Here is a 25,409-nt window from a genome sequence, read left to right as displayed (position 1 = left end):
TTAGCGATGAGGGGCGACGATCTCGTCCGGCAGCATTTTTGTCATTAGCGCAACCAGTTGGCGGGATTCATCGGGAGTCAGTCGGGCGGTGAGGTCGCTGATGATCGACACCAGCGCTTCATTGACAAAGCGCTCGCAGATGAGCTGTCCTTTGTCGGTTAATGCCAGAATCACCTGGCGTTTATCCTGCGGATTCACACTCCGGCTGATGAGATCGCGCTTGACCATGCGATCGACCATTCGGCTCATGGCACCCGCGTCCATCACCAGGTTTTTGCTGATCTCAACCGGGCTGTTAAAGCCTTTGTAGATACTGATCAAAACCTTGAACTGCGCGGCGGTAATATCCATACCGGAGAAGTGCTGGTTAATCAGTTGGTCTTTGAACTGGTTTGCCAGATGAATGAGCAAACCTAAGTGAAATTTATTGTTAATAATACCCGGATGGTTACTCATGATATTTGCCTGGTCAGTAATTACAAATGAAACTACTGACCAGGCAACTGTTTGTCAACGTAACGTCAAGAAGATCGCACATTTTGTCAGCCCACCCCGGTGCGGATCGCTTCACCAGGCGCAACCCCTCTAACCTCTGGCCCCTTTTCTGCCCGCGCTTGTATTCGCTTATCGCTGGTCTATGCTCAAATCAGAGTCTGCTCAGCGTGTGACGTTGACCGACTGAAAAATAACAATAATTTTCTATTTTTGGGTGCAGCGTATGAACAGGATACCGGTGTTATTATTGGCATGGCTTGCACTGTGCCTGGCCTTCCCACTGTCGGCGGCAGAACCCCGCCAGCAGCCTACCCCACGCGAAGATGCCCGTACGGTAAAAATCTTCCACCAGCCGATTGTGATGCTGCAAGCTACTTTCGGCCAGACCACACCCGAAGAGCGCGTGCTGCGGATCCGCAATATGCTGCGCGCCTTCACCGAAGCCGATATCAGCCAGCCGCTGCAGGTGGTTCCGGTTACGCGCTATAACCAGCCGGGGCGTTTGTTTCTGATGAACGGTAAGCCGCTGATGATGTTGAGCCAGGCAGACCTTGATGAAGGTGATGACCTGACGCTTGACCAGGCGGCACAGCGCGTACTGGCCCGAATGGAAGCACAGCGCCACTCGCTGCGTGAACAGTACAACAAAACCTATCTGGCACTGGCAATCGTGAAGGTTGTGGTCGGCACGCTGGTGCTGGCTGCGATCTACTACGCGGCCTGGCGCTCATGGCGTCGGGTACGCCGCTTCTTTCATTTGCGGATCCTCGAAAAGCGCAGCTGGATCCCGCAAGGCTGGCGACGCTTCCTTGGCAATATCGAAACCAAGCTGTATGCCCTGCTGATGATCCTGCTGGGCATCCTCGCGCTGTACGCCTGGCTGAGTTGGGCGTTTGGTCTGTTTCCCTGGACCCGGGTGTGGAGTGAATCGCTCGGTGACTGGTCGGTGGGCGTCCTGCAGGAAATTGCGCTGTCCATTGCCTCCGCCCTGCCAGGCCTGATAATCGTGCTGATTATCCTGCTGATCACCTGGTTTATTATCCGCCTGGTCAAACTGCTGCTGAGCCAGGTGGAGGCCGGGCGCTTGCATATTCCCGGCCTGCACCCGGAAACCGTCGGCGCGACCCGCAAGCTGATCTCGGTGATGATCTGGCTCTTTGCCCTGTCGGCGGCCTATCCATTCCTTCCCGGCGCCAACTCGCTGGCGTTTAAGGGGATTAGCGTCTTTTTCGGCCTGATGTTAACCCTCGGTTCCGCCGGCGTCATGAACCACGCCATGAGCGGACTGGTGCTGATTTACTCCCGTGCGCTGCACAAAGGGGACGTTATCCGCATTGCCGATAACGAGGGCAAAGTCAGTGAAATCGGGATGCTGGCGACCAAAATCATCACCCGGGAAAACTATGTGGTGACGGTGCCGAATGCGGTGGTCGTTAGCGGAAAAATCACCAATCTCAGCGTGCCAGACAACGACACCGACGGCAACGGCGTTAACCTTACCACCGGCGTGACCATCGGCTATGACACGCCGTGGCGTCAGGTGCAGGCCATGCTCGAACTGGCGGCACATCGCGCCTCGGGCATCGATCACCGCCAGCCGCCGCTGGTCCGCCAGCTGGGCCTGATGGACTGGTACGTCTCCTACGAACTGCAGGTCAGGCTGCTGGAGGAAACCTCCCTGTCCGATGCCCGTACCGCGCTGCACAGCAATATTCAGGATGTCTTCAATGAATTTGGCGTCCAGATCATGTCGCCGAACTTTGTGATGCAGCCGAAGGGGTCGGTCGTGGTCGCCAAAGAGGACTGGTATGCCGAACCGGCGCTGGCGCCGCAGCAAGATGATGTGAAATCAGTGTAATGCCATGGCTGGCCGGCTCGCCCATTGCGACCGGCCAGCCACGTCAGGATTAAGAGCCTATCTCAGTAGGCGTAGATTGTTGCAGCCAGTTTGGCCACGGACAGCGCGGAACCACCGGAGCGTACACGCAGTACGTGAGGATGGTGAGCACTGCCCAGGACCAAAATGGCAAATAAAATAGCCTGATGGGATAGGCTCTAAGCCGTTTTACCGTCCAGCTCATCAAACACCTGCTGCGCCAGATGCAAGGTGGCATTGGCCGCCGGCAGGCCGCAGTAGAGCGCCGAGTGCATAATCAGCTCTTTTAACTCATCGCGGGTGACGCCGTTATTAAACGCGGCCCGCAGGTGCATTTTCAGCTCCGCCTCGCGGTTGAGCGCAATCAACATCGCGATGGTGATCATGCTGCGGGTGTGATGGTCCAGACCGGGCCGGGTCCAGGTTTCGCCCCACGCATAGCGGGTTATGAAGTCCTGAAACTCTTCATTGAGCGGGGTCAGATTGTGCAGGGTGCGGTCAACGTGGGCATCGCCAAGCACTTTGCGGCGTACCTTCATACCCTGCTCATAACGCGCCTTATCATCCATGCTGCTCCCCCTGAAAGAAGCCCAGCAGCGCGGCGGTAAACTCGGCAGACGATTCGATATTGGAGAGGTGCGATGCCGCGACCACCACCACCTGCGATGCCGGGATTTGCTGACGCAGGAAGTTGGCGTCCGCGACGGTTGTGACAGGGTCACTTTCTCCGGCGATAATCAGCGTCGGTACGCTGATTTGCCCGACTTCGCCCCGCAGGTCCGCGCCAGCCAGCGCTTCACAACACTCGGCGTAGCCTTCGGCGTTGCTGTGGGTCAGCTGATGACACAGCGCCTCCACCACTTCCGGCGCGCGCTGCCGGAAGCGTTCGCTGAACCACCGGTCCGCTGCTCCCGCCGCCACCACGTCCATCCCTTCCTGACGCACGGCCCGGGCCCGGGAGAGCCAGCCGGCCTGATCGCCAATGCGTGCCGCGGTGTTGGCCACCGCGATACCGTAAAAACGTTCTGGCGCAAAGCGTCCCAGCCACAGCCCGGTCAGGCCTCCCATGGAGATACCGCAGAACCAGGCTTTGGCGATATTAAGCTGATCGAGCAGCGCAATGACATCCTCGCCGAGCTGCGCCAGCGTCACCTTGCCGGATTTGCTGGTTTTACCATGGCCGTGGGTATCGTAGCGCAGCACGCGGAACTGGCGTGTTAAGGCCGCAAGCTGCGGCTGCCACATATCGCGGGTCGTGCCCAGCGAGTTCGAAAGCACAATCACCGGCGCGCCTTCCGGCCCGTCCAGCTGATAATCAAGGTTCATGCCGTTGCTCCTTGTAACGCGCCAGCACCTGGCGCACAAAATAGTCGGCGCTGCCGGTGGCCGTAGCCGGATCCAGCAGCTGCGTTAAACGGGAAGTAGAGAGATGCTGGCTGACCTGCGGGTCGTTCTCCAGCAGCGTCAGCAACGGGCGGGATTCGTCGATAGCCCGCCGACACAGCGCTTCAATGCAATGATGGGCATCGGCTTTGCCGATAAACGCCGCCAGCGCCAGGGTCACCGCTTCCGCCATAATCAACCCGTGGGTGATATCGAGGTCAGCACGCATTTTCTGCGGGAATACCTGCATGTCGCGAACCAGGCTCTCGCTCTGCGCCAGCGCGCCGCCGACCAGCATCAGCAGTTCCGGCAGGGTCTCCCATTCCGCTTGCCAGCCCCCGAGCGCGCGCTCATGCTGCTGGATCTGGCTGGCGTACAGTGTAGCAACCAGCCCGGGCGTGCGCTGGGCGGCAGTTAAAATGGCGCTGCAGGCAATCGGGTTACGCTTGTGCGGCATGGTGGAGGAACCGCCGCGCCCTTCGGCCACCGGCTCGCCCACTTCTGCCACTTCGGTCTGCATCAGTAATGAAAAATCGTTGGCAAATTTGCCGAGAGTGCCGCACAGGCCGGCGAACCACGCGCCGACCTCCAGCAGCCGATCGCGCTGGCTGTGCCACGGGGTGTCCGGAAGTGCCAGCTGGAGGATGGTTGCCAGCTGCACCGCCACCGGCGGGCCATCCGCTTTTAACGAATCCAGCGTGCCCGCCGCGCCGCCAAACTGCAGCACCAGCACCCGCGGGCGTATCTCCCGCAGCCGCTGCTGCCAGCGCAGCAGCGCATCCAGGGTCCCCGCCAGCTTCAGGCCGAAGGTCACCGGCAGCGCGTGCTGCATCCAGGTCCGGCCGGGCATCACGGTGTGTTGATAGCGTTGCGCCTGCAGAGCAAAAGCGTCGATCAAACGCTGAAGCAACTGGTCGGTGTCGTCCAGCGCGCCGCGTAGCTGTAGCACCAGACCGCTGTCGATGGCATCCTGGCTGGTGGCTCCCCAGTGAACATAGCGCGCGGCCTCAGCGTCCTGCGCCTTGACCCTGGCCGTCAGCTGTTTTACCAGCGGGATCGCCAGATTGCCGGCGTTGGCTGCCGCCAGCCCCAGAGCAGAAAAATCGATCTGCCTATGCTGACAGGCGTTGACGATTGGGCCGACTGCCGCCGCCGGCACGAGGCCGCAGGCGGCCTGTGCGCGGACCAGCGCCGCTTCAAAATCCAGCATCCCCTGTACCCGCTGCGCGTCGCTAAACCAGTCGGTCAGCGGACTGCCGCGCAACATTGGGGTCAACAAGCTCATTCGCGCTCCTTACACTCGTTCAATAATCAGCGCAATCCCCTGGCCGACGCCGATGCACATGGTGCACAGCGCATAGCGGCCACCGGTGCGACGCAGCTGGTAGGCCGCGGTCATGGCCAGACGTCCGCCAGATGCCCCTAAAGGATGGCCGAGGGCAATCGCGCCGCCGTTGGGATTGACGTGCGCCGCATCATCCGGCAGCCCCAGATCGCGGGTCACGGCCAGAGCCTGGGCGGCAAACGCTTCGTTCAGTTCAATCACGTCCATCTGGCCCAGCGTCAGTCCGGTCTGCGCCAGTACCTTGCGCACAGCCGGGGCCGGACCAAAGCCCATAATCCGCGGCGCCACGCCCGCAGTTGCAATCCCCACCACCCGCGCCAGCGGTTGCAGGCCGTTGACCGCGAGCGCCTGCTCGCTGGCCAGCAGCAAGGCACAGGCACCATCGTTGACGCCAGAGGCATTCCCGGCAGTCACCGACCCGTCCGGACGCACCACCCCTTTGAGTTTCGCCAGCGCCTCAGCGGTGGTGCTGCGCGGATGCTCATCCCGGGTAAACAGCAACGGTTCGCCTTTACGCTGGGGGATGGAGACGGCAATCAGCTCGTCGTCAAAACGCCCGGCTTCCTGTGCCTGAGCAGTACGCATCTGGCTGCGCAGCGCAAAAGCATCCTGATCGGCACGTGAGATGCCAAAATCGGTCGCCACGTTTTCGGCCGTCTCCGGCATCGAATCCACGCCGTACAGCGCTTTCATCCGGGGGTTAATAAAACGCCAGCCGATGGTGGTGTCTTCAATCTGCATGTTGCGGCTGAAGGCATTTTCGGCCTTGCCCATCACGAAAGGCGCACGCGACATACTCTCTACGCCGCCGGCAATCATCAGCTGAGTTTCGCCGCTTTTAATGGCGCGTGCTGCGACGCCGATCGCATCAAGGCTGGAGCCGCACAGACGGTTGATGGTACTGCCGGGCACCGTTTGCGGTAAGCCAGCCAGCAGGAGCGCCATGCGCGCGACGTTGCGGTTATCTTCCCCGGCCTGGTTTGCACAGCCGTAGATCACATCGTCAATGCGCGCAGGATCGAGTCCCGGATGGCGTTCCAGCAGCGCTTTCAGCGGCAAGGCGCCTAAATCGTCCGCGCGCACTGGCGCCAGGGTACCACCAAAACGACCGAACGGTGTACGCACCGCATCACAGATAAATGCCTGATTCATCATAGGTTCCTTACGCGCTTTCTGCCAGAAGTTCGAACGTCAGCGTCACCGGCGTGATGCGCTGCAGTTCCTCAAACGAGAGACCGTTAAAAATTTCCCGGACGACCGGTCCGCTTGGGGTAATGTCAATGACCGCCAGGTCGGTGTAAATCCGGCTGACGCAGGCTACGCCGGTGAGCGGATAGCTGCAGTGTTCAACCAGTTTGCATTCGCCGTCGCGGGTCAGGTGGTCCATCATCACGAAGACCTGACGCGCGCCGATCGCCAGATCCATCGCCCCGCCCACCGCCGGAATCGAATCCGGGGCGCCGGTGCTCCAGTTGGCGAGATCGCCGGTGGCAGAGACCTGATAAGCACCGAGCACGCAGATATCGAGATGGCCGCCGCGCATCATGGCGAAGGAGTCGCCATGGTGGAAGAAACAGCCGCCTTTGAGCAGCGTCACGTACTCTTTGCCGGCATTAATCAGTTCCGGATCTTCTTCACCAGGCTCGGGGCGGGCGCCCATTCCCAGCAGGCCGTTTTCGCTGTGCAGGAACACTTCTTTATCGCTCGGCAGGTAGTTGGCGATGCGGGTGGGTAAACCGATGCCGAGATTAACATAGGCTCCTTCCGGGATATCGCGAGCGACTCGCTGGGCCATTTCATCGCGGGTTAGTTTTTGCATGTCTGGCTCCTCAGGCGCGTAGTGCTACGTTCAGGTTTTCCAGCGAGAAGACGCGCTGAACAAAAATCCCCGGGGTAATGACGTTTTCCGGGTCAAGGTCACCAAGGCCCACCAGCGCTGACACTTCCACAATGGTGGTTTTGGCGGCGGTCGCCATAATTGGCCCGAAGTTACGCGCCGCTTTGCGATACACCAGGTTGCCCCAGCGGTCCGCCTGATGCGCTTTGATCAGGGCAAAATCGGCCTTAATCGGATACTCCAGCACGTAGTGGCGGCCGTCGATTTCGCGGGTCTCTTTACCTTCCGCGAGCGGCGTGCCGTAACCGGTCGGGGTGAAAATAGCCCCCAGCCCGGCGCCAGCGGCCTGAATTCGGGCGGCCAGATTGCCCTGCGGGACCAGTTCCAGTTCGACTTTGCCACGGCGGTACAGGTCATCAAAAATCTGTGAGTCAACCTGACGCGGGAACGAGCACACCATTTTTCTCACCCGTCCTGCCTTCAGCAACGCCGCGAGGCCAACTTCCCCGTTGCCCGCGTTGTTGTTAATAATGGTGAGGTCACGGGCACCCTGTTCGATCAGGGCATCAATCAGATACGTTGGCTGACCGGCGGGGCCAAAACCGCCGATCATGATGGTCGCGCCGTCGTGGATCCCGGCGATGGCATCGCTTAGCGTCGACACGCTTTTATCAATCATCAGGTCGCTCCTTTATGTGCGGTAATCGCACTTATATGCGTTGTTCGCACAAAATGTGACCCGCTTAACGATGTTGGTCAAGGGCGATAATCGAAATATGGTGCGATAATCGAACATCGTATATCTTTAGCGAAAGAATGTGATCGATGGCAAATATGGAGAAGAAAATGGAGAAGCATCCAGACGATGTTCTGACGGGCGATAGCGATCCGTTTAAGGGCGATCCGAACTTTATGGCCTCACTGGCTCGCGGGCTGGAAGTGATTCAGGCCTTTACCCCGCAGCGCCCGGTATTGTCGATCTCGCAAATCAGTCAGAAGACCGGGATCCCGCGCGCCGCGGTGCGTCGCTGTCTGTACACTTTGGGTAAACTGGGCTTTGTCTACGCGGAAGATGGCAAGAATTTCCAGCTGCGCCCGCGCATTCTGGCGCTCGGTCACGCGTGGCTGGCCTCTACGCCGCTGGCGCGCTCGGCGCAGCCGGTGCTCAAGCACCTGAGCGAGATGCTCAACGAGTCCTGCTCTATCGCCACCCTCGACGGCGACGATATTCTGTACATTGCCCGCGCCTCCAGCTCGCGGATCATGACCATCGACCTCGATATCGGCAGCCGCCTGCCTGCCTGGGCCACCTCAATGGGCCGGGTGCTGTTGAGCCATCAGCCGGAAGAGAAACTGAATGATATGCTGGCGCGGGTGACGATGATTCGCTATACCCCGCAAACGGTGGATTCGGTGAATAAGCTGCGTGCCGAGCTCAAGCGCGTGCACCAGCAGGGTTATGCGCTCAACGATCAGGAGCTGGAGATGGGGCTGCGGTCGCTGGCGGTGCCGCTGTTCAACCCGCAAGGTCAGGTACAGGCGGCGCTCAACGTCGGTGTACATGCCGGACAGGTCTCCACCCGGGAAATGGTGGAGCGGGTACTGCCCGAGCTGCAAAAAGCTGCCCGGGAGCTGACGCTGTTGCTGCGCTAGCGGCTGCGCTTGGCGTGCCGTTCCCAGGTTTCCTGCTTCGCCTCAGCGGATTTGCGCAACGCCACGTAGCACGCCCCGCTGCCGCCATGGTGCGCTGAGGCCACGCAGAACGCCTGAACTTCGGGCAGTTCGACCAGCCAGCGCGCCAGATAGCTGCGGATGATATTGGCGTGGGCGTTATCCTCCCGCCCTTTGCCGTGCACGATCAGCACGTTGCGCAATGCCTCTTTTTGCGCCTGCACGATAAAGGCAAACAGCATTTGCCGGCACTGCTCCACCGGCTGGCGCAGCAGATTCAGGCTGGCCTGCTGGCTGTATTTCCCCATCCGCAGCTTGTCCAGCACGCCGTTTTGCAGCCCTTCGCGTTTAAACTCCAGCGGCGTCGCCAGCGGCACAATATCGAGAAAACCGGTGGTGAGCATGTTATCCAGCTGCAGGATATCCAGACGCTGCACCGGACGGCTATTGCGCTCGGGATGCCAGTGTACGTCATTGCCGCGTTTCAGCGGCTGGACATCTTCCATGGCACCAAGAAATAGCGATTTGTCGTCAAGATTCATGAGCACTCCTCCGGATACTACCGAGGGCTACTATAGCCGCCACGCCCTGGCTGCTCAATGCGTTTGTCGGCAACTGCTGGCAATGTGAACTGCGGGACTTCAGTCAGGAAACTGGTGACGGCTCTGGCGGCGAAACTGGGTGATCAGCGATGCCGTCAGCGGCGTCTGGCGCATATCCCGCCGTTGGATCAGGTAATAGGTCGCTTTGGGCAACGTTTCACGCACGTTGATCATCACGAGCTTGTCAGCAATCATCGGGTCGCTTCCCAGCTCTACCGGCAAAATGCTGAGAAAATCGCTCTGCACCACCAGGCTAATACACGAGGAGAAGGTTTCGCACACGATGCCGACGTGGGGGATCTGCGCCCGGTGGCTGAACAGATCCTGGAGCTGTTTAAAGTAGCTGCCGCGCGGCGTCGGCATGGTCCAGCTGTAATTCAGCAGTTCATCGATGGAGGTGGCCTGCGCCGCGGGATGCCCGGTGCGGGCGAACACCGCAAACGGCTTTTCAAACAGCTTTTCAAAGCTGAATTCGTGGTCGTAAGGGCCGGGATAGTAGGTATTGATGGTGAAGTCGAGTTCGCCCTGGCGCAGTTCGTTGATCATCGATAGCAGCTGGCCTTCCATGATCCGCACCTTCACCAGCGGATGCTGCTGATGGAAACGGCAAATCACCGACGGCATCAGCGAACGCGCGACGCTGGCGCCCAGGCCGATATTAATCTGCCCGGTCAGCGCCCCCTGGCGTTGCAGAAGATCCTCCTGCGCCGCCCGCAGCTCCTCGATAATCAGGCTGGCATGCTGATAGAAGCTTTCGCCATTCTCCGTCAGCGATACCCCCTGGCTGCGGCGCACGAACAGCTGAGCCGACAGCCCCTCTTCGAGCTCTTTAATCGCCTTGGTCAACGCCGGTTGCGACAGCGCCAGCGCGCGGCTGGCACCGCGAATGCTGCCCTGACGCGCGACCTCAACGAAGGCGCGAATTTGATGAAATTTGATCTGAAAAGACATCGCCGTGGTGATAACCAGTGTTTATCAAACAGAAGAAAATGGCATCTACTGTAATGCAAAGTGTTGTGGCAACGTAAGAATGTGCTGACGAAAAACCCGCCAGTGATAAGTAAAAGCTATCACATCGTGAACAACATCACATTTTTAAATATGACAGGACCTGGTTATGCCGCTACTCAATGAATACATCCGCCAGCTGGCGCCGGAAATGACGCAATGGCGTCGCGATTTACACCACTATGCCGAGTCCGGCTGGCTCGAGTTTCGTACCGCCAGCAAGGTCGCTGAGATCTTACATCGGCTGGGCTATGACCTGGCGCTGGGCCGGGATGTTATCGATGCCGGGAGTCGCATGGGATTGCCGGATGAGGTGACCCTCGCCAGCGCATTTTTACGCGCCCGTCAGCAGGGTGCACCGGAGCCGTGGCTCAGCGCCTTTGAAGGCGGTTTCACCGGGGTGGTCGCGACTCTGGATACCGGGCGTCCCGGCCCGACGCTGGCCTTTAGGGTTGATATGGACGCCCTCGACCTGAATGAGCAAACTGATGACCATCACCGCCCGTACCGCGAGCATTTTGCCTCCTGCAATCAGGGGATGATGCACGCCTGTGGGCATGATGGTCATACCGCGATTGGCCTCGGGCTGGCCCACGTGCTGAAGCACTATGCCGACCAGCTAAACGGCGTGATTAAACTGATCTTCCAGCCTGCCGAAGAAGGCACCCGCGGGGCGCGGGCGATGGTCGCGGCAGGCGTACTGGATGGCGTTGACTATTTTACCGCGATTCATATCGGCACCGGCGTGCCGGTCGGCACGGTAGTGTGCGGCGGGGATAATTTCATGGCAACCACCAAGTTCGACGTTGAGTTCACCGGCGTCGCGGCCCATGCGGGCGGCAAACCGGAAGACGGTCGTAACGCCCTGCTTGCCGCCGCGCAGGCAGCAATTGGCCTGCACGCTATCGCCCCACACAGCGCCGGAGCCTCGAGGGTTAACGTTGGGGTGATGCAGGCGGGCACCGGCCGCAATGTGGTCCCATCCAGCGCACTGCTCAAAGTTGAAACCCGCGGCGAAACCGAAGCCATCAATCAGTATGTCTTTGACCGGGCGCAGGCGGTGATCCACGGCGCCGGGGCAATGTACGGTGCCAGCGTCAACGTCCGACTGATGGGGGCCGCCACCTCCAGCGCCCCTTCGCCGGCATGGGTCAACTATCTGCGCGAACAGGCCGCCCAGGTTCCGGGAGTTGAACAGGCCATCGATCGTATCGCCGCCCCGGCCGGGTCGGAAGATGCCACCCTGATGATGGCCAGGGTGCAGGAGCAGAACGGCCTGGCCTCGTACATGATTTTTGGCACCGAGCTCAGTGCCGGGCACCACAACGAACGATTCGATTTCGATGAGAACGTCATGGCCATGGCCGTCGAAACCTTAGCGCTCGCCGCCCTTAATTTTCCCTGGCAGCGAGGTGTGTAATGGAGCATATCTATCGCTATGTCGATGAGGCCATCGACGCACGCGCGACCGAATTTAGCGCCATCGCCGATGAGATCTGGGATCATCCGGAAACACGCTTTGAAGAGTTCTGGTCCGCCGGGCGGCTGGCGGCGGCGCTCGAAGCCGAAGGTTTTCAGCTTACCCTTGACGCCGGCGGGATCCCCAACGCCTTTATTGCCAGCGTCGGTCACGGCAAACCGGTTATCGCCCTGCTGGGTGAATATGATGCGCTGGCGGGACTGAGTCAGCAGGCGCACTGCGGGCATCAGACCAGCGACACGCCGGGGGAAAATGGCCACGGCTGTGGTCATAATCTACTGGGTACCGCCGCCTTTGCCGCCGCCGTGGCCGGCAAAAACTGGCTGCAACAGCACGGCGGCAGCGGTACCCTGCGTTTCTACGGCTGCCCTGGCGAAGAAGGCGGTTCCGGCAAGACCTTTATGGTTCGCGAGGGGCTGTTTGACGATGTGGATGCCGCCCTGACGTGGCACCCGGAAGCCTGGGCCGGCATGTTCAGCACCAGCACGCTGGCAAACATTCAGGCGGCCTGGCGCTTCAGCGGTACCGCCGCGCATGCCGCCAACTCGCCGCACCTTGGCCGCAGCGCCCTCGATGCCGTCACCCTGATGACCACCGGCACTAACTTCCTCAACGAGCACATCATCGAGAAAGCGCGCGTCCACTATGCCATCACCGACAGCGGCGGTATTTCACCAAACGTGGTGCAGGCGCAGGCGGAAGTGCTCTATTTGATTCGCGCGCCGGAGATGGCGGACGTGCAGCAGATCTACACGCGCATCGAAAAAATCGCTCAGGGCGCCGCGCTGATGACCGAGACCACCGTCAGCTGCCGCTTCGAAAAAGCCTGCTCCGGCTATCTGCCGAATCGCACGCTGGAAGCGGCAATGTATGAGGCGGTCTGCCACTTTGGTACCCCGTCCTGGAGTCAGCAGGATCGCGCGTTCGCCAGTGAGATCCGCGCGACCCTCAGCGAAAACGACCGCAACAATAGCCTGAGCAATATCGCTATAACCGGCGGTGAAGCGGGGAAATCGTTTGCCCGTCGCCATCGCGACACCCTGCTGGCGGACGAAGTCGCCCCCTGGAGCGCGACCGACAACATCCTGGCAGGATCAACCGACGTGGGCGATGTTAGCTGGAAAGCCCCGGTCGCCCAGTGTTTCAGCCCCTGCTTTGCCATCGGCACGCCGCTGCACAGCTGGCAGTTGGTAAGCCAGGGACGAACCGCCATTGCCCACAAGGGCATGCTGCTGGCGGGGAAAGTGCTGGGGGCAACGGCCATTCGCCTGCTCAGTGACCCGGCGCTGCGGCAATCCAGTCAGCAAGAACTGGCGCAGCAGCTGGCGGAGCGGCCCTATCGCTGTCCGATTCCGCGAGACGTGACACCGTCACCTTTAAAATAATAAAACCATAACCAACACAACAACATAACAACCAACACAACGACGACTGAGGAATGCCCATGAGTATGTCATCCATACCGTCGCCTTCCCCCACCGGGAAGCTCTATGGCTGGGTTGAAAAGGTAGGGAATAAGGTCCCGCACCCTTTTTTGCTGTTTATCTATTTGATCGTGGCGTTGGCGCTGTCTACCGCCGCACTTTCGGCCTTTGATGTTAGCGTGATTAACCCGACTGACGGCTCCACCGTGGCGGTGAAAAACCTGTTGAGCATTGCAGGGTTACACTGGTTTTTGCCTAACGTGATCAAGAACTTCAGCGGTTTTGCCCCACTGGGCGCTATTCTTGCGCTGGTGCTCGGCGCCGGGCTGGCCGAACGGGTGGGCCTGCTGCCGGCGTTGATGGTCAAGATGGCCTCCCACGTCAGCGCGCGTTACGCCAGCTATATGGTGCTGTTTATCGCCTTTTTCAGCCATATTTCGTCTGACGCCGCCCTGGTGATTATGCCGCCGTTGGGGGCACTGATGTTCCTGGCCGTTGGCCGGCATCCGGTCGCCGGGCTGCTGGCGGCAATTGCCGGCGTCGGCTGCGGGTTTACTGCAAATTTGCTGATCGTCACCACCGACGTGCTGCTGTCCGGTATTAGCACCGAGGCGGCAAAAACCCTCGATGGATCGCTGCACGTCAGCGTGATCGATAACTGGTACTTTATGGCCAGTTCGGTGATCGTGCTGACCCTGGTAGGTGGCCTGATTACCGATAAGCTTATTGAGCCGCGGCTGGGGAAATGGGAGGGCCGTAGCGAGGACGCCCTGCAGGCGCTGACGCCGGAGCAACGGTTTGGGCTGCGGGTCGCCGGGATCGCAGCGCTGGTGTTTATCGCCCTGATTGCCATTATGGTGGTGCCGGAAAACGGCATTTTACGTGACCCAGTCGGCCACACGGTGATGCCATCACCGTTTATTAAAGGCATTGTGCCGCTGATTATCTTTTTCTTCTTTTTCGTCTCCCTGGCCTACGGTATCGCCACCGGGAAAATTCGTCGCCAGGCTGATTTGCCGCCGTTAATGATCGAGCCGATGAAAGAGATGGCCGGATTTATCGTGATGGTGTTCCCGCTGGCCCAGTTTGTTGCCATTTTCAACTGGAGCAATATGGGGAAATTTATGGCGGTGGGGCTGACTGACCTGCTGGAGCACGCCGGATTAAACGGCATTCCGGCTTTTGTGGGCCTGGCGCTGCTGTCGGCGTTTTTGTGCATGTTTATCGCCAGCGGTTCAGCTATCTGGTCGATACTGGCGCCGATCTTTGTGCCGATGTTTATGCTGCTCGGTTTTCACCCGGCCTTTGCGCAGATCCTGTTTCGTATCGCCGATTCTTCAGTGCTGCCGCTGGCGCCGGTATCGCCGTTTGTCCCGCTGTTTCTCGGCTTCCTGCAACGCTATCGCGCGGATGCAAAACTCGGGACCTACTATTCGCTGGTGCTGCCCTACCCGCTGATATTCCTCGCGGTCTGGCTGCTGATGCTGGTGGCATGGTACTGGCTGGGCTTACCGATAGGTCCGGGCATTTATCCGCGTCTGCACTAGCAAAAAGAACGGGGTGGCCAGAATCTGGCCACCGTCAAAATCAAAAATGCTTCTTCTTAAACTGCATCCCTTTCAGGGTCTTATAAACAGACTCGACCACCATAGAGGCAGCGTTAATCAACAACGCACTGATAATTAAGATTACAATCCCAGTCAGAATGTATTGCATATCGTTACCTTTTAGGTTGGCAAAAAAATGCCAACACCGGGGTGCTGGCAAAATAATTGACTCAAGGAATGCCTGTATATTTATTGACGGCGCCGGGTGCCTCCCGGTGAATTAGCCCGTTCTCACTAATTCGCGTGCGTATGACAAACTGCAGAGAAAAATGAACAGGACGCTCCTCCGCACAGGGGAATTCGCCGCGAAGCAAAAGTAACAAAAACCCTTTGCCTACGCGCGGCGTAATTAATACAAAAATAAACATCACCAACGTGAATATATGGTGCCGGTTATCGGTTTTCACAGACGATTCAAGATTGAAAAATAGCGCCATTTTCTCCCCCAGGTACCGCCCTTCATCACCGTGCTGGTGATTCTCTTTCAGGAGTATAGTTGCCGGTAAAGGCGACGTGATATCTTGTGGTGAGACGACCGCGATTATTTTGCGGCACAGACGCTAGGGAGAAACGATGCTGGTACTGCTTCAGGACAAAATTGACACCCCGCTGGGGCCATTATGGATTATCTGTGACGAGCTGTTCCGCCTGCGCGCCGTTGAATGGGAAGAACACAGTGAGCGTATGGAACAGTTGCTGGAGCTGCACTATCGCGGCGAGGGCTACCAACGCGTGTCAACCCGTGACCCCGGCGGATTAAGCCGTAAGCTCGACGCCTACTTTGCCGGCGACCTCGAGGTCATCCGCTCCTTACCTACGGCCACGGCGGGCACACCGTTTCAGCGGGAAGTCTGGCAAGCCCTGCGCACCATCCCCTGCGGCCATGTCATGCATTATGGTCAGCTGGCGGAAACATTAGGCCGTCCTGGTGCTGCGCGTGCAGTAGGTGCAGCCAATGGCTCCAATCCGATCAGTATCGTCGTGCCCTGTCATCGGGTGATTGGTCGTAACGGCACCATGACCGGTTATGCCGGTGGCGTGCAGCGTAAAGAGTGGTTATTGCGCCATGAAGGGTATTTGCTGCTTTAGCGCTCTGTGCCTTTTATCGGAATCATCAGGCAACTTTACAATCAATTTCGGGTAAACATATTGCCTATTATCAATAAGATAAAAGTAATATTGCATTTACCCTTTTAATATTACGTGTTTCACCGGTTCGAGGCTTACCTGCTCACCAAAAAGATGTTAAAATTGACCAATATCAATTAAGGCTTGAGCAGACTTATGATCCCAGAAAAGAGAATTATTCGACGCATTCAGTCTGGCGGTTGCGCAATCCATTGTCAGGATTGCAGCATTAGCCAGCTTTGCATCCCTTTTACTCTGAACGAGCACGAGCTTGATCAGCTGGATAATATCATCGAGCGTAAAAAGCCTATCCAGAAAGGACAGACTCTGTTCAAAGCTGGTGATGAGCTGAAATCTCTGTATGCGATCCGTTCTGGTACCATCAAGAGCTACACTATCACCGAACAAGGTGACGAACAGATTACCGGTTTCCACCTGGCGGGCGATTTAGTCGGTTTTGATGCTATCGGTACCGCACTGCATCCGAGCTTTGCGCAGGCGCTGGAAACCTCAATGGTCTGCGAAATTCCTTTCGAAACGCTGGACGATCTTTCCGGAAAAATGCCAAACCTGCGTCAGCAGATGATGCGCCTGATGAGCGGCGAGATTAAGGGCGATCAGGATATGATTCTGCTGCTTTCCAAAAAGAATGCAGAAGAGCGCCTGGCGGCCTTTATCTACAATCTGTCCCGTCGTTTTGCGCAACGCGGCTTCTCGCCTCGTGAGTTCCGTCTGACGATGACCCGCGGCGATATCGGTAACTACCTGGGTCTGACGGTAGAGACCATCAGCCGCCTGCTGGGCCGTTTCCAGAAAAGCGGTATGCTGGCAGTAAAAGGCAAATACATCACCATCGAGAATAGCGACCTGCTTGCTCAACTCGCAGGCCAGGCCCGCAACGTCGCCTGACCCTTCGCTTTTCCCTTGCCAGATCGCTAATTTTTTTCTGATTTGTTGATCTGGCCAGGGTCATCCCCTGTTTCATTTCATCCATATAGGTTATCTTTTTAATTACAGACTGTGGTTACAGTTGTAAGGAGACCCTGTATGGCGAAGTATCAGAACATGCTGGTAGTAATCGACCCCAATCAGGACGACCAGCCTGCATTGCGGCGTGCGGTGTATCTACACCAACGGATTGGTGGACGCATCAAAGCCTTTTTGCCGATCTATGATTTTTCCTATGAGATGACCACGCTGCTATCGCCCGATGAGCGTACGGCGATGCGTCAGGGCGTCATCAGTCAACGTAGTGCCTGGATCAAAGAGCAGGCGCGGTTTTATATTGAGTCCGGTATTCCGATCGACATCAAAGTGGTGTGGCACAATCGCCCCTTCGAAGCCATTATCCAGGAGATCCTCACCGACAAACACGATTTACTGCTGAAGATGGCGCACCAGCATGACAAGCTGGAGGCGGTGATTTTCACCCCTACCGACTGGCATTTGCTACGCAAATGTCCCTGCCCGGTGTGGATGGTCAAAGACCAGCCGTGGCCGGAAGGCGGCAAAGCGCTGGTGGCGGTCAACCTTGCCAGTGAAGAGAACTACCACGACGCCTTAAACGAGAAGTTAGTCAAAGAGACGCTGGAGCTGGCAGACCAGGTCAACCATACCGAAGTCCATCTGGTCGGTGCCTATCCGGTCACCCCAATCAACATCGCCATTGAGCTTCCCGATTTTGATCCCAGTATCTACAACGACGCTATTCGTGGCCAGCACCTGCTGGCGATGAAAGCGCTGCGACAGAAATTTGGCATTGACGAAAACCGTACGCACGTTGAGAAAGGGTTACCTGAAGAGGTCATCCCTGACCTCTCTGAGCATCTGCAGGCGGGGATTGTCGTGTTGGGTACCGTTGGGCGCACCGGGATTTCGGCGGCGTTTCTCGGCAATACCGCCGAACAGGTTATTGACCATCTCCGCTGCGATCTGCTGGTACTCAAGCCGGAACAATACAAAACGCCGGTTGAAATGGATGACGAAGACGACGATTAATATCGCCGTTGAAGCACCCGTGTACATCACTAGATCCCCTGCTCCGGCGGGGGATTTTTTTCTCGTCACCTCAGCCTGCAGGCATAAAAAAGGGCCTTGCGGCCCCGTTCATCGCGATACTACAGCCACGTTGCTGTTAATGGATACCTAAACGCCACGCGTGATCGATCTCTTCTTTCAGTTCAATTGCGGAAAGAGACATCAGATCGGCAAATTCCAGCTCGAGTAGTTTGAATTTTTTCAGGTACTGCGCGGGGGTTAAAGCCGTTGGGTCACGACGCAGGAACTCGATTGCCATTTGTGCGGGGGTTAATTCGGTATCCATAATATCCTCAGAGTGATGAAAAAACAGGCTTATTATAGCACTCCGGGGTGATGATTTTATGAGCAATTAGTGGCCTTGCTGTATATATGAAAAAGCCGTCTCAGCAGAGACGGCTTCATAATTAAAGATTATTTAGGATTACAGTGCTTTGAGGATGGCATCCACGCTGGCTTTCGCATCACCAAACAGCATATGGGTATTGTCCTTAAAGAACAGCGGGTTCTGTACACCAGCATAACCGGTATTCATTGAACGCTTAAAGACCACCACATTCTGCGCTTTCCACACTTCCAGTACCGGCATGCCGGCAATCGGGCTCTTCGGATCGTCCTGCGCCGCTGGGTTAACGGTGTCGTTGGCGCCGATAACCAGCACGGTGTCAGTGTCGGTGAAATCATCGTTGATCTCATCCATCTCCAGCACCACGTCGTACGGCACTTTCGCTTCCGCCAACAGCACGTTCATGTGTCCTGGTAAACGACCGGCAACCGGGTGAATACCAAAACGGACTTTGATGCCACGAGCGCGGAGTCGTTCGGTGATCTCTGCCACCGGGTACTGTGCCTGTGCCACCGCCATGCCGTAGCCTGGGGTGATGATAACCGAGTGCGAGTTTTTCAGCATTTCAGCGGTGTCTTCGGCGCTGATTTCGCGGTGTTCACCCACTTCCTCATCGCTACCGGTTGAGGAACCATCGGTACCAAAACCACCGGCAATGACGCTGAAGAACGAACGGTTCATCGCCTTACACATGATGTAGGAAAGAATCGCCCCTGACGACCCCACCAGCGCACCGGTGACGATCAGCAGGTCGTTGCTCAGCATAAAGCCTGCCGCCGCTGCCGCCCAGCCCGAGTAGGAGTTCAGCATCGACACGACCACCGGCATATCTGCCCCACCGATGGAGGCCACCAGGTGCCAGCCGAAGGCCAGAGCGATAACGGTCATCACCAGCAGCGCCAGCACCTGAGTTCCGGTGCTGTCGGTACGGACAAAGGCCACCAGCAGCAGGAAGGAAACGACCAGCGCCGCCAGGTTCAGCTTATGGCGATTCGGCAGCATCAGCGGTTTAGAGGACATCTTGCCGCACAGCTTGCCAAACGCCACGATCGAACCGGTGAAGGTTACCGCACCGATGAAGATACCGAGGAACACTTCGGTCAGATGAATATTGACCAGAATCTGTTCCATGCCGGTTTCATGCTGCAGGTAGCTGTTAAAGCCTACCAGCACCGCCGCAAGGCCGACAAAACTGTGGAGAACCGCCACCAGCTCCGGCATTTCGGTCATTTCGACTTTCTTCGCCAGACGAATACCGATGGCACCACCAATCACCATCGCCAGCAGGATCCACGCGACGTTGCTGCTGTCCGGCCCCAGAATGGTCGCGATCAGTGCAATAGCCATCCCGGCAACACCGAAGTAGTTGCCCTGCTGAGATGACTCGTGTTTGGAAAGCCCGGCCAGGCTAAAAATAAAGAGGATCGCGGCAACAATGTATGCAGCTGTAACTAATCCACCAGACATGTGTTACCCCTTATCCTTTGCGGAACATTTTCAGCATGCGCTGAGTAACGGTGAAACCACCAAAAATATTAATGCTGGCGATCAGCACCGCGATAAAACTCAGGAAGCTGACCCAGCCACCGTGGCCGATCTGCAATAATGCCCCGACAACAATAATCCCTGAAATGGCGTTAGTGACTGACATCAGCGGCGTATGCAGCGCATGGGAAACGTTCCACACCACGTAATAGCCAACCACGCAGGAGAGCGCAAACACGGTGAAGTGTCCGAGGAACTCTTTCGGGGCGACGTTAGCCAGCCAGCCGAACAGAATAATCGCCAGCGCCATCAGCGCGTATTTGCGCCACGGTGAAGCCGGCTTTTCTGGCTCTTTCGGCGCCTCGACGGTCTTCGCGGCAGCCTGCGGCTGAGCGGAAACCTGAATCGGCGGTGCCGGCCAGGTCACTTCGCCTTCACGCACAACGGTCACGCCACGGACGACGACGTCGTCAAAGTCGATGGTGATGTTGCCGTCTTTCTCTTTGCAGAGCAGTTTCAGCAGGTTGACCAGGTTGGTGCCGTACAGCTGGGAGGACTGCGTCGGCAAACGGCCCGGCAGGTCGGTATAACCAATGATCTTCACGCCGTTGGCGGTAGTGACCACTTCGCCTGGGACGGTGTATTCACAGTTACCGCCATTCTGCGAGGCCAGGTCGACCACGACGCTACCTGCGGTCATGGAATCGACCATTTCGCGAGTAATCAGCTTCGGTGCCGGTTTGCCTGGGATCAGCGCTGTGGTGACGATAATGTCGACTTCTTTTGCCTGGGCGGCAAACAGCGCCATTTCCGCTTTAATAAAGGCTTCAGACATGACTTTGGCATACCCATCGCCACTGCCGGCCTCTTCCTTAAAGTCCAGCTCAAGGAACTCGGCGCCCATACTCTGCACCTGTTCTTTTACTTCCGGACGGGTATCGAACGCACGGACGATCGCCCCGAGGCTATTCGCTGCACCGATGGCTGCCAGTCCGGCAACGCCGGCACCGATCACCATCACTTTGGCCGGTGGCACTTTGCCCGCGGCGGTGATCTGACCGGTAAAGAAACGACCAAATTCATGGGCCGCTTCCACAATCGCACGATAGCCGGCGATGTTGGCCATTGAACTTAACGCATCCAGCGACTGGGCGCGCGAGATACGCGGCACCGAATCCATCGCCATGACGTTAATATTGCGCTCAGCCAGCTTCGCCATTAATTCAGGATTTTGTGCCGGCCAGATAAAACTCACCAGCGTGGTGCCTGGATTCAGCAACGCAATTTCATGTTCTTCCGGTGCATTGACCTTAAGAATAATGGGCGACTGCCAGACTTCGGCCCCCTCCACTACTTCAGCTCCCGCCTGAATAAAGGCGTCGTCATCGAAACTTGCCAGCTGGCCTGCGCCGCTTTCAACCGCGACGGTAAACCCGAGTTTCAGTAGTTGCTCCACCGTTTTCGGCGTGGCGGCTACACGGGTTTCATTGGCAAACCGTTCTTTTGGTACCCCGATACGCATAGTTTTCCCTTCCATCGGTTTTTGATGATGGTTTTCTTCTTCTCAGCGATAAGGGTCATGACAACAACGTCATGGCGACCTCATCGACGGATAAATAAAACAGTAACAAACTTTTTATAACCTACTGAAAATACCGATTGTGATCTACAGCGTTAAAACAGAAATTTTGATTTTATTGGTAAAACTCACCGTGAACCGTGTCAGGCAGCAATATTTACCTTAATTTCATGGCCAGGCCTGATAATTCGCTTAACTGAAGCGTTTAGGCACCATTAACCGCCGACCTAAACAATGAATTAACATTACATTAACTTATAAAAGTGATATCGATTATCAATTTTGCTGGTCAAGCGGCTGTTTTTTCAACATATCACAATTTGTTATGTTTCTGTGACACACCTTTCGGGCGGTCAACAAAAAATGACGCAGACAGTCGCTCCTTTTAAATGCAATAATCGAGCGTTATCAGTCAACAACAATACCAATACATGGTTTGCGCAAGGCAAAGGATTATTTTTATGAAGCTTAAGAACTCACTCCTGGCGTCTGCTCTTCTGGCTACGACAGCATTGTCAGCCCATGCAGCGACCGAGCTGACTCCGGAGCAGGCAGCGGCGTTGAAACCCTACGATCGGGTGGTGATCACGGGTCGTTTTACGGCGATTGGCGATGCAGTGAAAGCAATGTCCCGCAAAGCGGACAAAGAAGGCGCGGCCTCGTTTTATGTTGTCGACACTTCTGATTATGGCAACAGCGGTAACTGGCGCGTCACGGCAGATTTCTATAAAGACAACGCCCCGCAGGCCGATGCGCCTAAAAACCGGGTTATTAATGGCGTGATGGAACTGCCGAAAGACCAGGCGGTTGAGCTGGAACCTTTCGATACCGTGACCGTGCAGGGCTTCTATCGCAGCCAGCCAGAAGTGAATGATGCGATCACCAAAGCGGCAAAAGCCAAGGGTGCAGCCTCCTTCTTTATCGTCCGTCAGGTTGATGCCAACCAGGGCGGCAACCAGCGTATTACCGCCTATATCTACAAAGCCGACGCCAAAAAACGCGTTCTGCAGAGCCCGGATGCCATTCCGGCAGACTCTGAAGCCGGGCGTGCTGCGCTGGCTGAAGGCGGTAGCGCTGCGAAGAACGTTGAAATTCCGGGCGTCGCCACCACCGCAGCGGTCGGTGCCGGCACCGGTGTCGGTCGTTTCTTCGAAACCCAGTCCTCTAAAGGCGGACGTTACACTGTCACCCTGCCGGACGGTACCAAAGTCGAAGAAGTGAACAAGATCACCGCGGCACAGATGGCGCCATTCGACAGCATTAAGTTCACTGGAAACTACGGCAACATGACCGAAATTTCCTACCAGACCGCGAAACGTGCCGCGAAGAAAGGTGCTAAGTACTACCACATCACCCGCCAGTGGCAGGAACGTGGTGGTAACATCACCATCAGCGCAGATCTCTATAAGTAATCGCGCCTGTTCTGTCTAAAAAGGCGGCATCCAGCCGCCTTTTTGTTTTTTTTCACCCGTCACCATTGCATGCGTACAAGACACTCCGTAAAATCCCGCGCCTTAGCGTAATCCTCCATTTTTATGCGATTTCGCCAAATAAATATTCTTGATTCACTGCCGTCACCTCGGGAATACAATGGAAAAGAAACTGGGCCTCAGCGCCTTGACTGCCCTGGTACTGAGCTCCATGCTGGGCGCTGGCGTGTTCAGCCTGCCGCAAAATATGGCGGCCGTCGCCAGCCCATCGGCCCTGCTGATCGGTTGGGCGATTACCGGCGTGGGTATTTTATTCCTCGCCTTCGCGATGCTCCTGCTGACCCGTATTCGCCCCGAGCTGGACGGCGGTATTTTCACCTATGCCCGCGAAGGATTTGGTGAACTGATCGGTTTCTGTTCCGCCTGGGGATACTGGCTGTGCGCGGTGATCGCCAACGTCTCTTATCTGGTGATTGTCTTTGCCGCGCTCAGCTTCTTCACCGATACCCCTGACCACATTATTTTCGGTAATGGCAATACCTGGCAGGCGATCGTCGGCGCTTCACTGCTGCTGTGGGTGGTGCACTTCCTGGTGCTGCGGGGCGTACAAACCGCGGCAGGGATAAACCTGATTGCCACGCTTGCCAAACTGATCCCGCTCGGTGCTTTTGTCGTGCTGGCCATTATGGCCTTTCGCCTCGAGACCTTTAAGCTTGATTTCAGCGGCGTGGCGCTCGGCGTGCCGGTCTGGGAACAGGTCAAAAACACCATGCTCATCACCCTGTGGGTGTTTATCGGCGTCGAAGGTGCCGTGGTCGTTTCCGCCCGTGCGCGCAATAAGCAGGATGTTGGCCGGGCAACCCTGTTAGCGGTGCTCTCTGCGCTGGCGGTATACCTGCTGGTCACCCTGCTGTCGCTGGGTGTGGTCGCCCGACCTGAACTGGCCGAAATGCGCAACCCATCGATGGCCGGGCTGATGGTGAAAATGATGGGCTCCTGGGGCGAAGTGGTGATTGCCGCCGGGCTGATTGTTTCCGTCTGCGGCGCCTACCTGAGCTGGACCATTATGGCCGCTGAAGTCCCCTGGCTGGCCGCCACGCATAAAGCGTTTCCGCGGATGTTTGCCCGGCAGAACAAAAATAATGCGCCGTCGTCATCCCTGTGGCTGACTAATATCAGCGTCCAGTTGTCGCTGGTGCTGATCTGGCTGACGAAGTCAGATTACAATACGCTGCTGACCATCGCCTCCGAGATGATTCTGGTCCCTTATTTGCTGGTTGGCGCCTTCCTGCTGAAGATTGCCGTACGCCCGGTACATAAGGTGGTGGGTGTCGGCGCCTGCATTTATGGCTTATGGTTATTATATGCATCCGGCCCTGTGCATTTATTATTGTCAGTGATACTTTACGCTCCGGGTCTTCTGGTTTTCCTGTACGCGCGCCGTACGCACCAGCACGATCGCATGCTCAAACGCCGTGAATTAGCCTTAATTGCTTTTTTACTGGTTGCCGCCGTACCGGCAACGTGGATGCTGGTGGGGTAAGCGGTTGCCCTGCCGCTTAACTCAATGGAGATACCCATGGATACCCGACAGCCTCGCCCGATATTAATTACCGGAGGAGGCCGCCGTATTGGCCTCGCACTGGCGCACCATTTTCTGAGTCAACAGCAGCCGGTTATCATTAGTTATCGCACCCACTACCCAGCCATTGACGCGCTGCGCGATGCCGGAGCCATTTGCCTCGCTGCTGATTTCAACAGTGACGACGCGATTATGACCTTTGCCGAAGCGGTGAAGCTGCATGCCGGCAACGGTCTGCGCGCGATAGTCCATAATGCCAGCGGCTGGATGGCGGAAAAACCGGGCGTCCCGCTGAGCACGGTACTGAGCAGCATGATGCAGATCCACGTCCATGTCCCCTATCTCCTGAACCATGCGCTGGAAGGCCTGCTCCGCGGTCACGGCCATGCCGCCAGCGATATTATTCATATCACGGACTATGTGGTGGAACGCGGTAGTGATAAACATATCGCCTATGCGGCCAGCAAGGCCGCGCTGGATAACATGACCCGCTCCTTTGCCCGCAAGCTGGCGCCGGAAATCAAAGTCAACGCGGTGGCACCGTCGCTGATCATGTTTAATGAAGGTGACGATGCCGAATATCGTCGGCAGGCGCTGGATAAATCGCTGATGAAAAGCGTGGCGGGTGAGCAGGAAATTATCGACCTGCTCGAATACCTGTTTGCCAGTCATTTCGTGACCGGGCGTTCTTTCGCCGTGGATGGCGGCAGACACCTGCGTTAGTGGAACCGGCTCCAGCCGAGAATCAGAAGCCAGGCACACAAGCTCCAGCATCCGACTGCGCCCGCCAACGCGTAAGGCAGGCGCATCATTGCGGTGAAGTACCACAGCGACAGCAGATATATGAAATAGGGAATAATGGACCACATCCCAAAAACAATGGTCGTGCGCAGTGCTTCAATACCGCGCTCGCTGGCGACAATATAATGCGCGATCAGGGCAAACGTCGGAAACAGCGGAATTAATCCGGCAATATAATAGTTTTTGGTTTTAGACAGCACCCCAATCAACACCACCACCAGCGCCCCTAGTAACGCTTTAATCAACAACGCCATACCCTAAGCCTTAACCTTTTAACAACAACAAGATGAAGC

General features: G+C 57.1%; 25 protein-coding genes. 11 read left to right on the top strand and 14 right to left on the bottom strand.

Translation table 11 applies throughout. The features are described 5' to 3' along the window. The gene (locus ACMYSP_RS23950; protein WP_434584540.1) at positions 1-456 is read right to left on the bottom strand and encodes a MarR family transcriptional regulator; all 456 of its coding nucleotides are present in this window, start codon (positions 454-456) and stop codon (positions 1-3) included. A 262-nt stretch (positions 457-718) separates the two neighbouring features. Between ACMYSP_RS23950 and ACMYSP_RS23945 the strand changes: the two genes are divergently transcribed. Next, complete coding sequence (locus ACMYSP_RS23945; protein ID WP_434584538.1) at positions 719-2,353, top strand: mechanosensitive ion channel family protein; 1,635 nt, start codon at positions 719-721, stop codon at positions 2,351-2,353. Between the two features lie 197 nt (positions 2,354-2,550). On the opposite strand, the gene pcaC is transcribed toward ACMYSP_RS23945, so the two are convergent. The 6 genes from pcaC to ACMYSP_RS23915 are packed head-to-tail and all read right to left on the bottom strand — an operon-like array spanning position 2,551 to position 7,615. Further along, the gene (pcaC, locus tag ACMYSP_RS23940; RefSeq protein ID WP_123754534.1) at positions 2,551-2,940 is read right to left on the bottom strand and encodes a 4-carboxymuconolactone decarboxylase; all 390 of its coding nucleotides are present in this window, start codon (positions 2,938-2,940) and stop codon (positions 2,551-2,553) included. Further along, complete coding sequence (gene pcaD, locus ACMYSP_RS23935; protein ID WP_434584537.1) at positions 2,933-3,697, bottom strand: 3-oxoadipate enol-lactonase; 765 nt, start codon at positions 3,695-3,697, stop codon at positions 2,933-2,935. The genes pcaC and pcaD overlap by 8 nt, the downstream gene beginning before the upstream one ends. Next, a complete protein-coding gene (locus ACMYSP_RS23930) occupies positions 3,687-5,039 on the bottom strand; it encodes a 3-carboxy-cis,cis-muconate cycloisomerase (protein ID WP_434584536.1) in 1,353 nt (450 codons plus the stop codon). The genes pcaD and ACMYSP_RS23930 overlap by 11 nt, the downstream gene beginning before the upstream one ends. A 9-nt stretch (positions 5,040-5,048) precedes the next feature. Further along, the gene (gene pcaF / locus ACMYSP_RS23925) at positions 5,049-6,251 is read right to left on the bottom strand and encodes a 3-oxoadipyl-CoA thiolase (RefSeq protein WP_434587285.1); all 1,203 of its coding nucleotides are present in this window, start codon (positions 6,249-6,251) and stop codon (positions 5,049-5,051) included. 10 nt (positions 6,252-6,261) lie between these two features. Further along, complete coding sequence (locus ACMYSP_RS23920; RefSeq protein WP_434584535.1) at positions 6,262-6,918, bottom strand: 3-oxoacid CoA-transferase subunit B; 657 nt, start codon at positions 6,916-6,918, stop codon at positions 6,262-6,264. A gap of 10 nt (positions 6,919-6,928) precedes the next feature. After that, positions 6,929-7,615, bottom strand: coding sequence for a 3-oxoacid CoA-transferase subunit A (locus tag ACMYSP_RS23915; RefSeq protein WP_154143897.1), 687 nt, complete (start codon positions 7,613-7,615; stop codon positions 6,929-6,931). 167 nt (positions 7,616-7,782) lie between these two features. Here ACMYSP_RS23915 and ACMYSP_RS23910 point away from each other — a divergent pair, with 167 nt between their 5' ends. Continuing rightward, positions 7,783-8,589, top strand: a complete 807-nt coding sequence (locus ACMYSP_RS23910) for an IclR family transcriptional regulator domain-containing protein (protein WP_123754540.1) — start codon at positions 7,783-7,785, stop codon at positions 8,587-8,589. Here ACMYSP_RS23910 and smrA read toward each other — a convergent pair. Together smrA and ACMYSP_RS23900 are read right to left on the bottom strand one after the other, a co-directional pair. Next, positions 8,586-9,149: a DNA endonuclease SmrA gene (gene smrA / locus ACMYSP_RS23905; RefSeq protein ID WP_434584534.1), complete on the bottom strand. Its 564-nt coding sequence runs from the start codon at positions 9,147-9,149 to the stop codon at positions 8,586-8,588. The genes ACMYSP_RS23910 and smrA overlap by 4 nt on opposite strands. A gap of 99 nt (positions 9,150-9,248) precedes the next feature. Continuing rightward, positions 9,249-10,160, bottom strand: a complete 912-nt coding sequence (locus ACMYSP_RS23900; RefSeq protein ID WP_434584533.1) for a LysR family transcriptional regulator — start codon at positions 10,158-10,160, stop codon at positions 9,249-9,251. A 166-nt stretch (positions 10,161-10,326) separates the two neighbouring features. Here ACMYSP_RS23900 and ACMYSP_RS23895 point away from each other — a divergent pair, with 166 nt between their 5' ends. The 3 genes from ACMYSP_RS23895 to abgT are packed head-to-tail and all read left to right on the top strand — an operon-like array spanning position 10,327 to position 14,668. Beyond that, positions 10,327-11,637, top strand: a complete 1,311-nt coding sequence (locus ACMYSP_RS23895) for a M20 family metallo-hydrolase (protein ID WP_434584532.1) — start codon at positions 10,327-10,329, stop codon at positions 11,635-11,637. Then, positions 11,637-13,082 (top strand): M20 family metallopeptidase, encoded by a 1,446-nt coding sequence (locus tag ACMYSP_RS23890; protein ID WP_434584531.1) that lies wholly within the window; start codon positions 11,637-11,639, stop codon positions 13,080-13,082. Before ACMYSP_RS23895 ends, ACMYSP_RS23890 begins: the two co-directional genes overlap by 1 nt. A 59-nt stretch (positions 13,083-13,141) precedes the next feature. After that, positions 13,142-14,668: a p-aminobenzoyl-glutamate transporter gene (gene abgT, locus ACMYSP_RS23885; RefSeq protein WP_434584530.1), complete on the top strand. Its 1,527-nt coding sequence runs from the start codon at positions 13,142-13,144 to the stop codon at positions 14,666-14,668. A 230-nt stretch (positions 14,669-14,898) separates the two neighbouring features. Here abgT and ACMYSP_RS23880 read toward each other — a convergent pair whose 3' ends face one another. After that, positions 14,899-15,165: a hypothetical protein gene (locus ACMYSP_RS23880; RefSeq protein WP_434584529.1), complete on the bottom strand. Its 267-nt coding sequence runs from the start codon at positions 15,163-15,165 to the stop codon at positions 14,899-14,901. 136 nt (positions 15,166-15,301) lie between these two features. Here ACMYSP_RS23880 and ogt point away from each other — a divergent pair, with 136 nt between their 5' ends. From ogt to uspE, 3 genes are all read left to right on the top strand, one after another. Beyond that, positions 15,302-15,817: a methylated-DNA--[protein]-cysteine S-methyltransferase gene (ogt, locus tag ACMYSP_RS23875; RefSeq protein ID WP_434584528.1), complete on the top strand. Its 516-nt coding sequence runs from the start codon at positions 15,302-15,304 to the stop codon at positions 15,815-15,817. Between the two features lie 195 nt (positions 15,818-16,012). Continuing rightward, on the top strand, positions 16,013-16,765 hold the full coding sequence (gene fnr, locus ACMYSP_RS23870; RefSeq protein ID WP_004862555.1) for a fumarate/nitrate reduction transcriptional regulator Fnr: 753 nt from the start codon (positions 16,013-16,015) through the stop codon (positions 16,763-16,765). 138 nt (positions 16,766-16,903) lie between these two features. Next, positions 16,904-17,854 (top strand): universal stress protein UspE, encoded by a 951-nt coding sequence (gene uspE, locus ACMYSP_RS23865; protein WP_123754548.1) that lies wholly within the window; start codon positions 16,904-16,906, stop codon positions 17,852-17,854. A gap of 136 nt (positions 17,855-17,990) precedes the next feature. On the opposite strand, the gene ACMYSP_RS23860 is transcribed toward uspE, so the two are convergent. The 3 genes from ACMYSP_RS23860 to pntA form a co-directional block, all read right to left on the bottom strand. Continuing rightward, positions 17,991-18,179, bottom strand: coding sequence for a YdiH family protein (locus ACMYSP_RS23860; protein ID WP_434584526.1), 189 nt, complete (start codon positions 18,177-18,179; stop codon positions 17,991-17,993). A gap of 138 nt (positions 18,180-18,317) precedes the next feature. Beyond that, positions 18,318-19,706 carry a Re/Si-specific NAD(P)(+) transhydrogenase subunit beta gene (gene pntB / locus ACMYSP_RS23855; RefSeq protein ID WP_434584524.1) on the bottom strand — a complete coding sequence of 463 codons (1,389 nt, stop codon included), beginning with the start codon at positions 19,704-19,706 and terminating at the stop codon, positions 18,318-18,320. Positions 19,707-19,716: 10 nt separating this feature from the next. After that, a complete protein-coding gene (pntA, locus tag ACMYSP_RS23850; RefSeq protein ID WP_434584522.1) occupies positions 19,717-21,246 on the bottom strand; it encodes a Re/Si-specific NAD(P)(+) transhydrogenase subunit alpha in 1,530 nt (509 codons plus the stop codon). A gap of 518 nt (positions 21,247-21,764) precedes the next feature. Here pntA and ydgH point away from each other — a divergent pair. The 3 genes from ydgH to folM all read left to right on the top strand — a co-directional run bounded on the left by ydgH (position 21,765) and on the right by folM (position 25,038). Continuing rightward, positions 21,765-22,715, top strand: a complete 951-nt coding sequence (gene ydgH, locus ACMYSP_RS23845) for a DUF1471 family protein YdgH (RefSeq protein WP_123754553.1) — start codon at positions 21,765-21,767, stop codon at positions 22,713-22,715. A 178-nt stretch (positions 22,716-22,893) separates the two neighbouring features. After that, complete coding sequence (locus tag ACMYSP_RS23840; RefSeq protein WP_434584520.1) at positions 22,894-24,276, top strand: amino acid permease; 1,383 nt, start codon at positions 22,894-22,896, stop codon at positions 24,274-24,276. A 36-nt stretch (positions 24,277-24,312) separates the two neighbouring features. Continuing rightward, a complete protein-coding gene (gene folM / locus ACMYSP_RS23835) occupies positions 24,313-25,038 on the top strand; it encodes a dihydromonapterin reductase (RefSeq protein ID WP_434584519.1) in 726 nt (241 codons plus the stop codon). Here the strand turns inward: folM and ACMYSP_RS23830 are convergent. Next, positions 25,035-25,370 carry a GlpM family protein gene (locus ACMYSP_RS23830; RefSeq protein WP_123754556.1) on the bottom strand — a complete coding sequence of 112 codons (336 nt, stop codon included), beginning with the start codon at positions 25,368-25,370 and terminating at the stop codon, positions 25,035-25,037. The two genes, folM and ACMYSP_RS23830, sit on opposite strands and share 4 nt — an antisense overlap. Positions 25,371-25,409: the final 39 nt, after the last annotated feature.

Source organism: Klebsiella sp. R390 (genome assembly GCF_051131745.1).
Classification (GTDB): domain Bacteria; phylum Pseudomonadota; class Gammaproteobacteria; order Enterobacterales; family Enterobacteriaceae; genus Klebsiella.
Note: the sequence above shows the minus strand (reverse complement) of the source record. Positions and strands in the feature narration are given on the sequence as shown.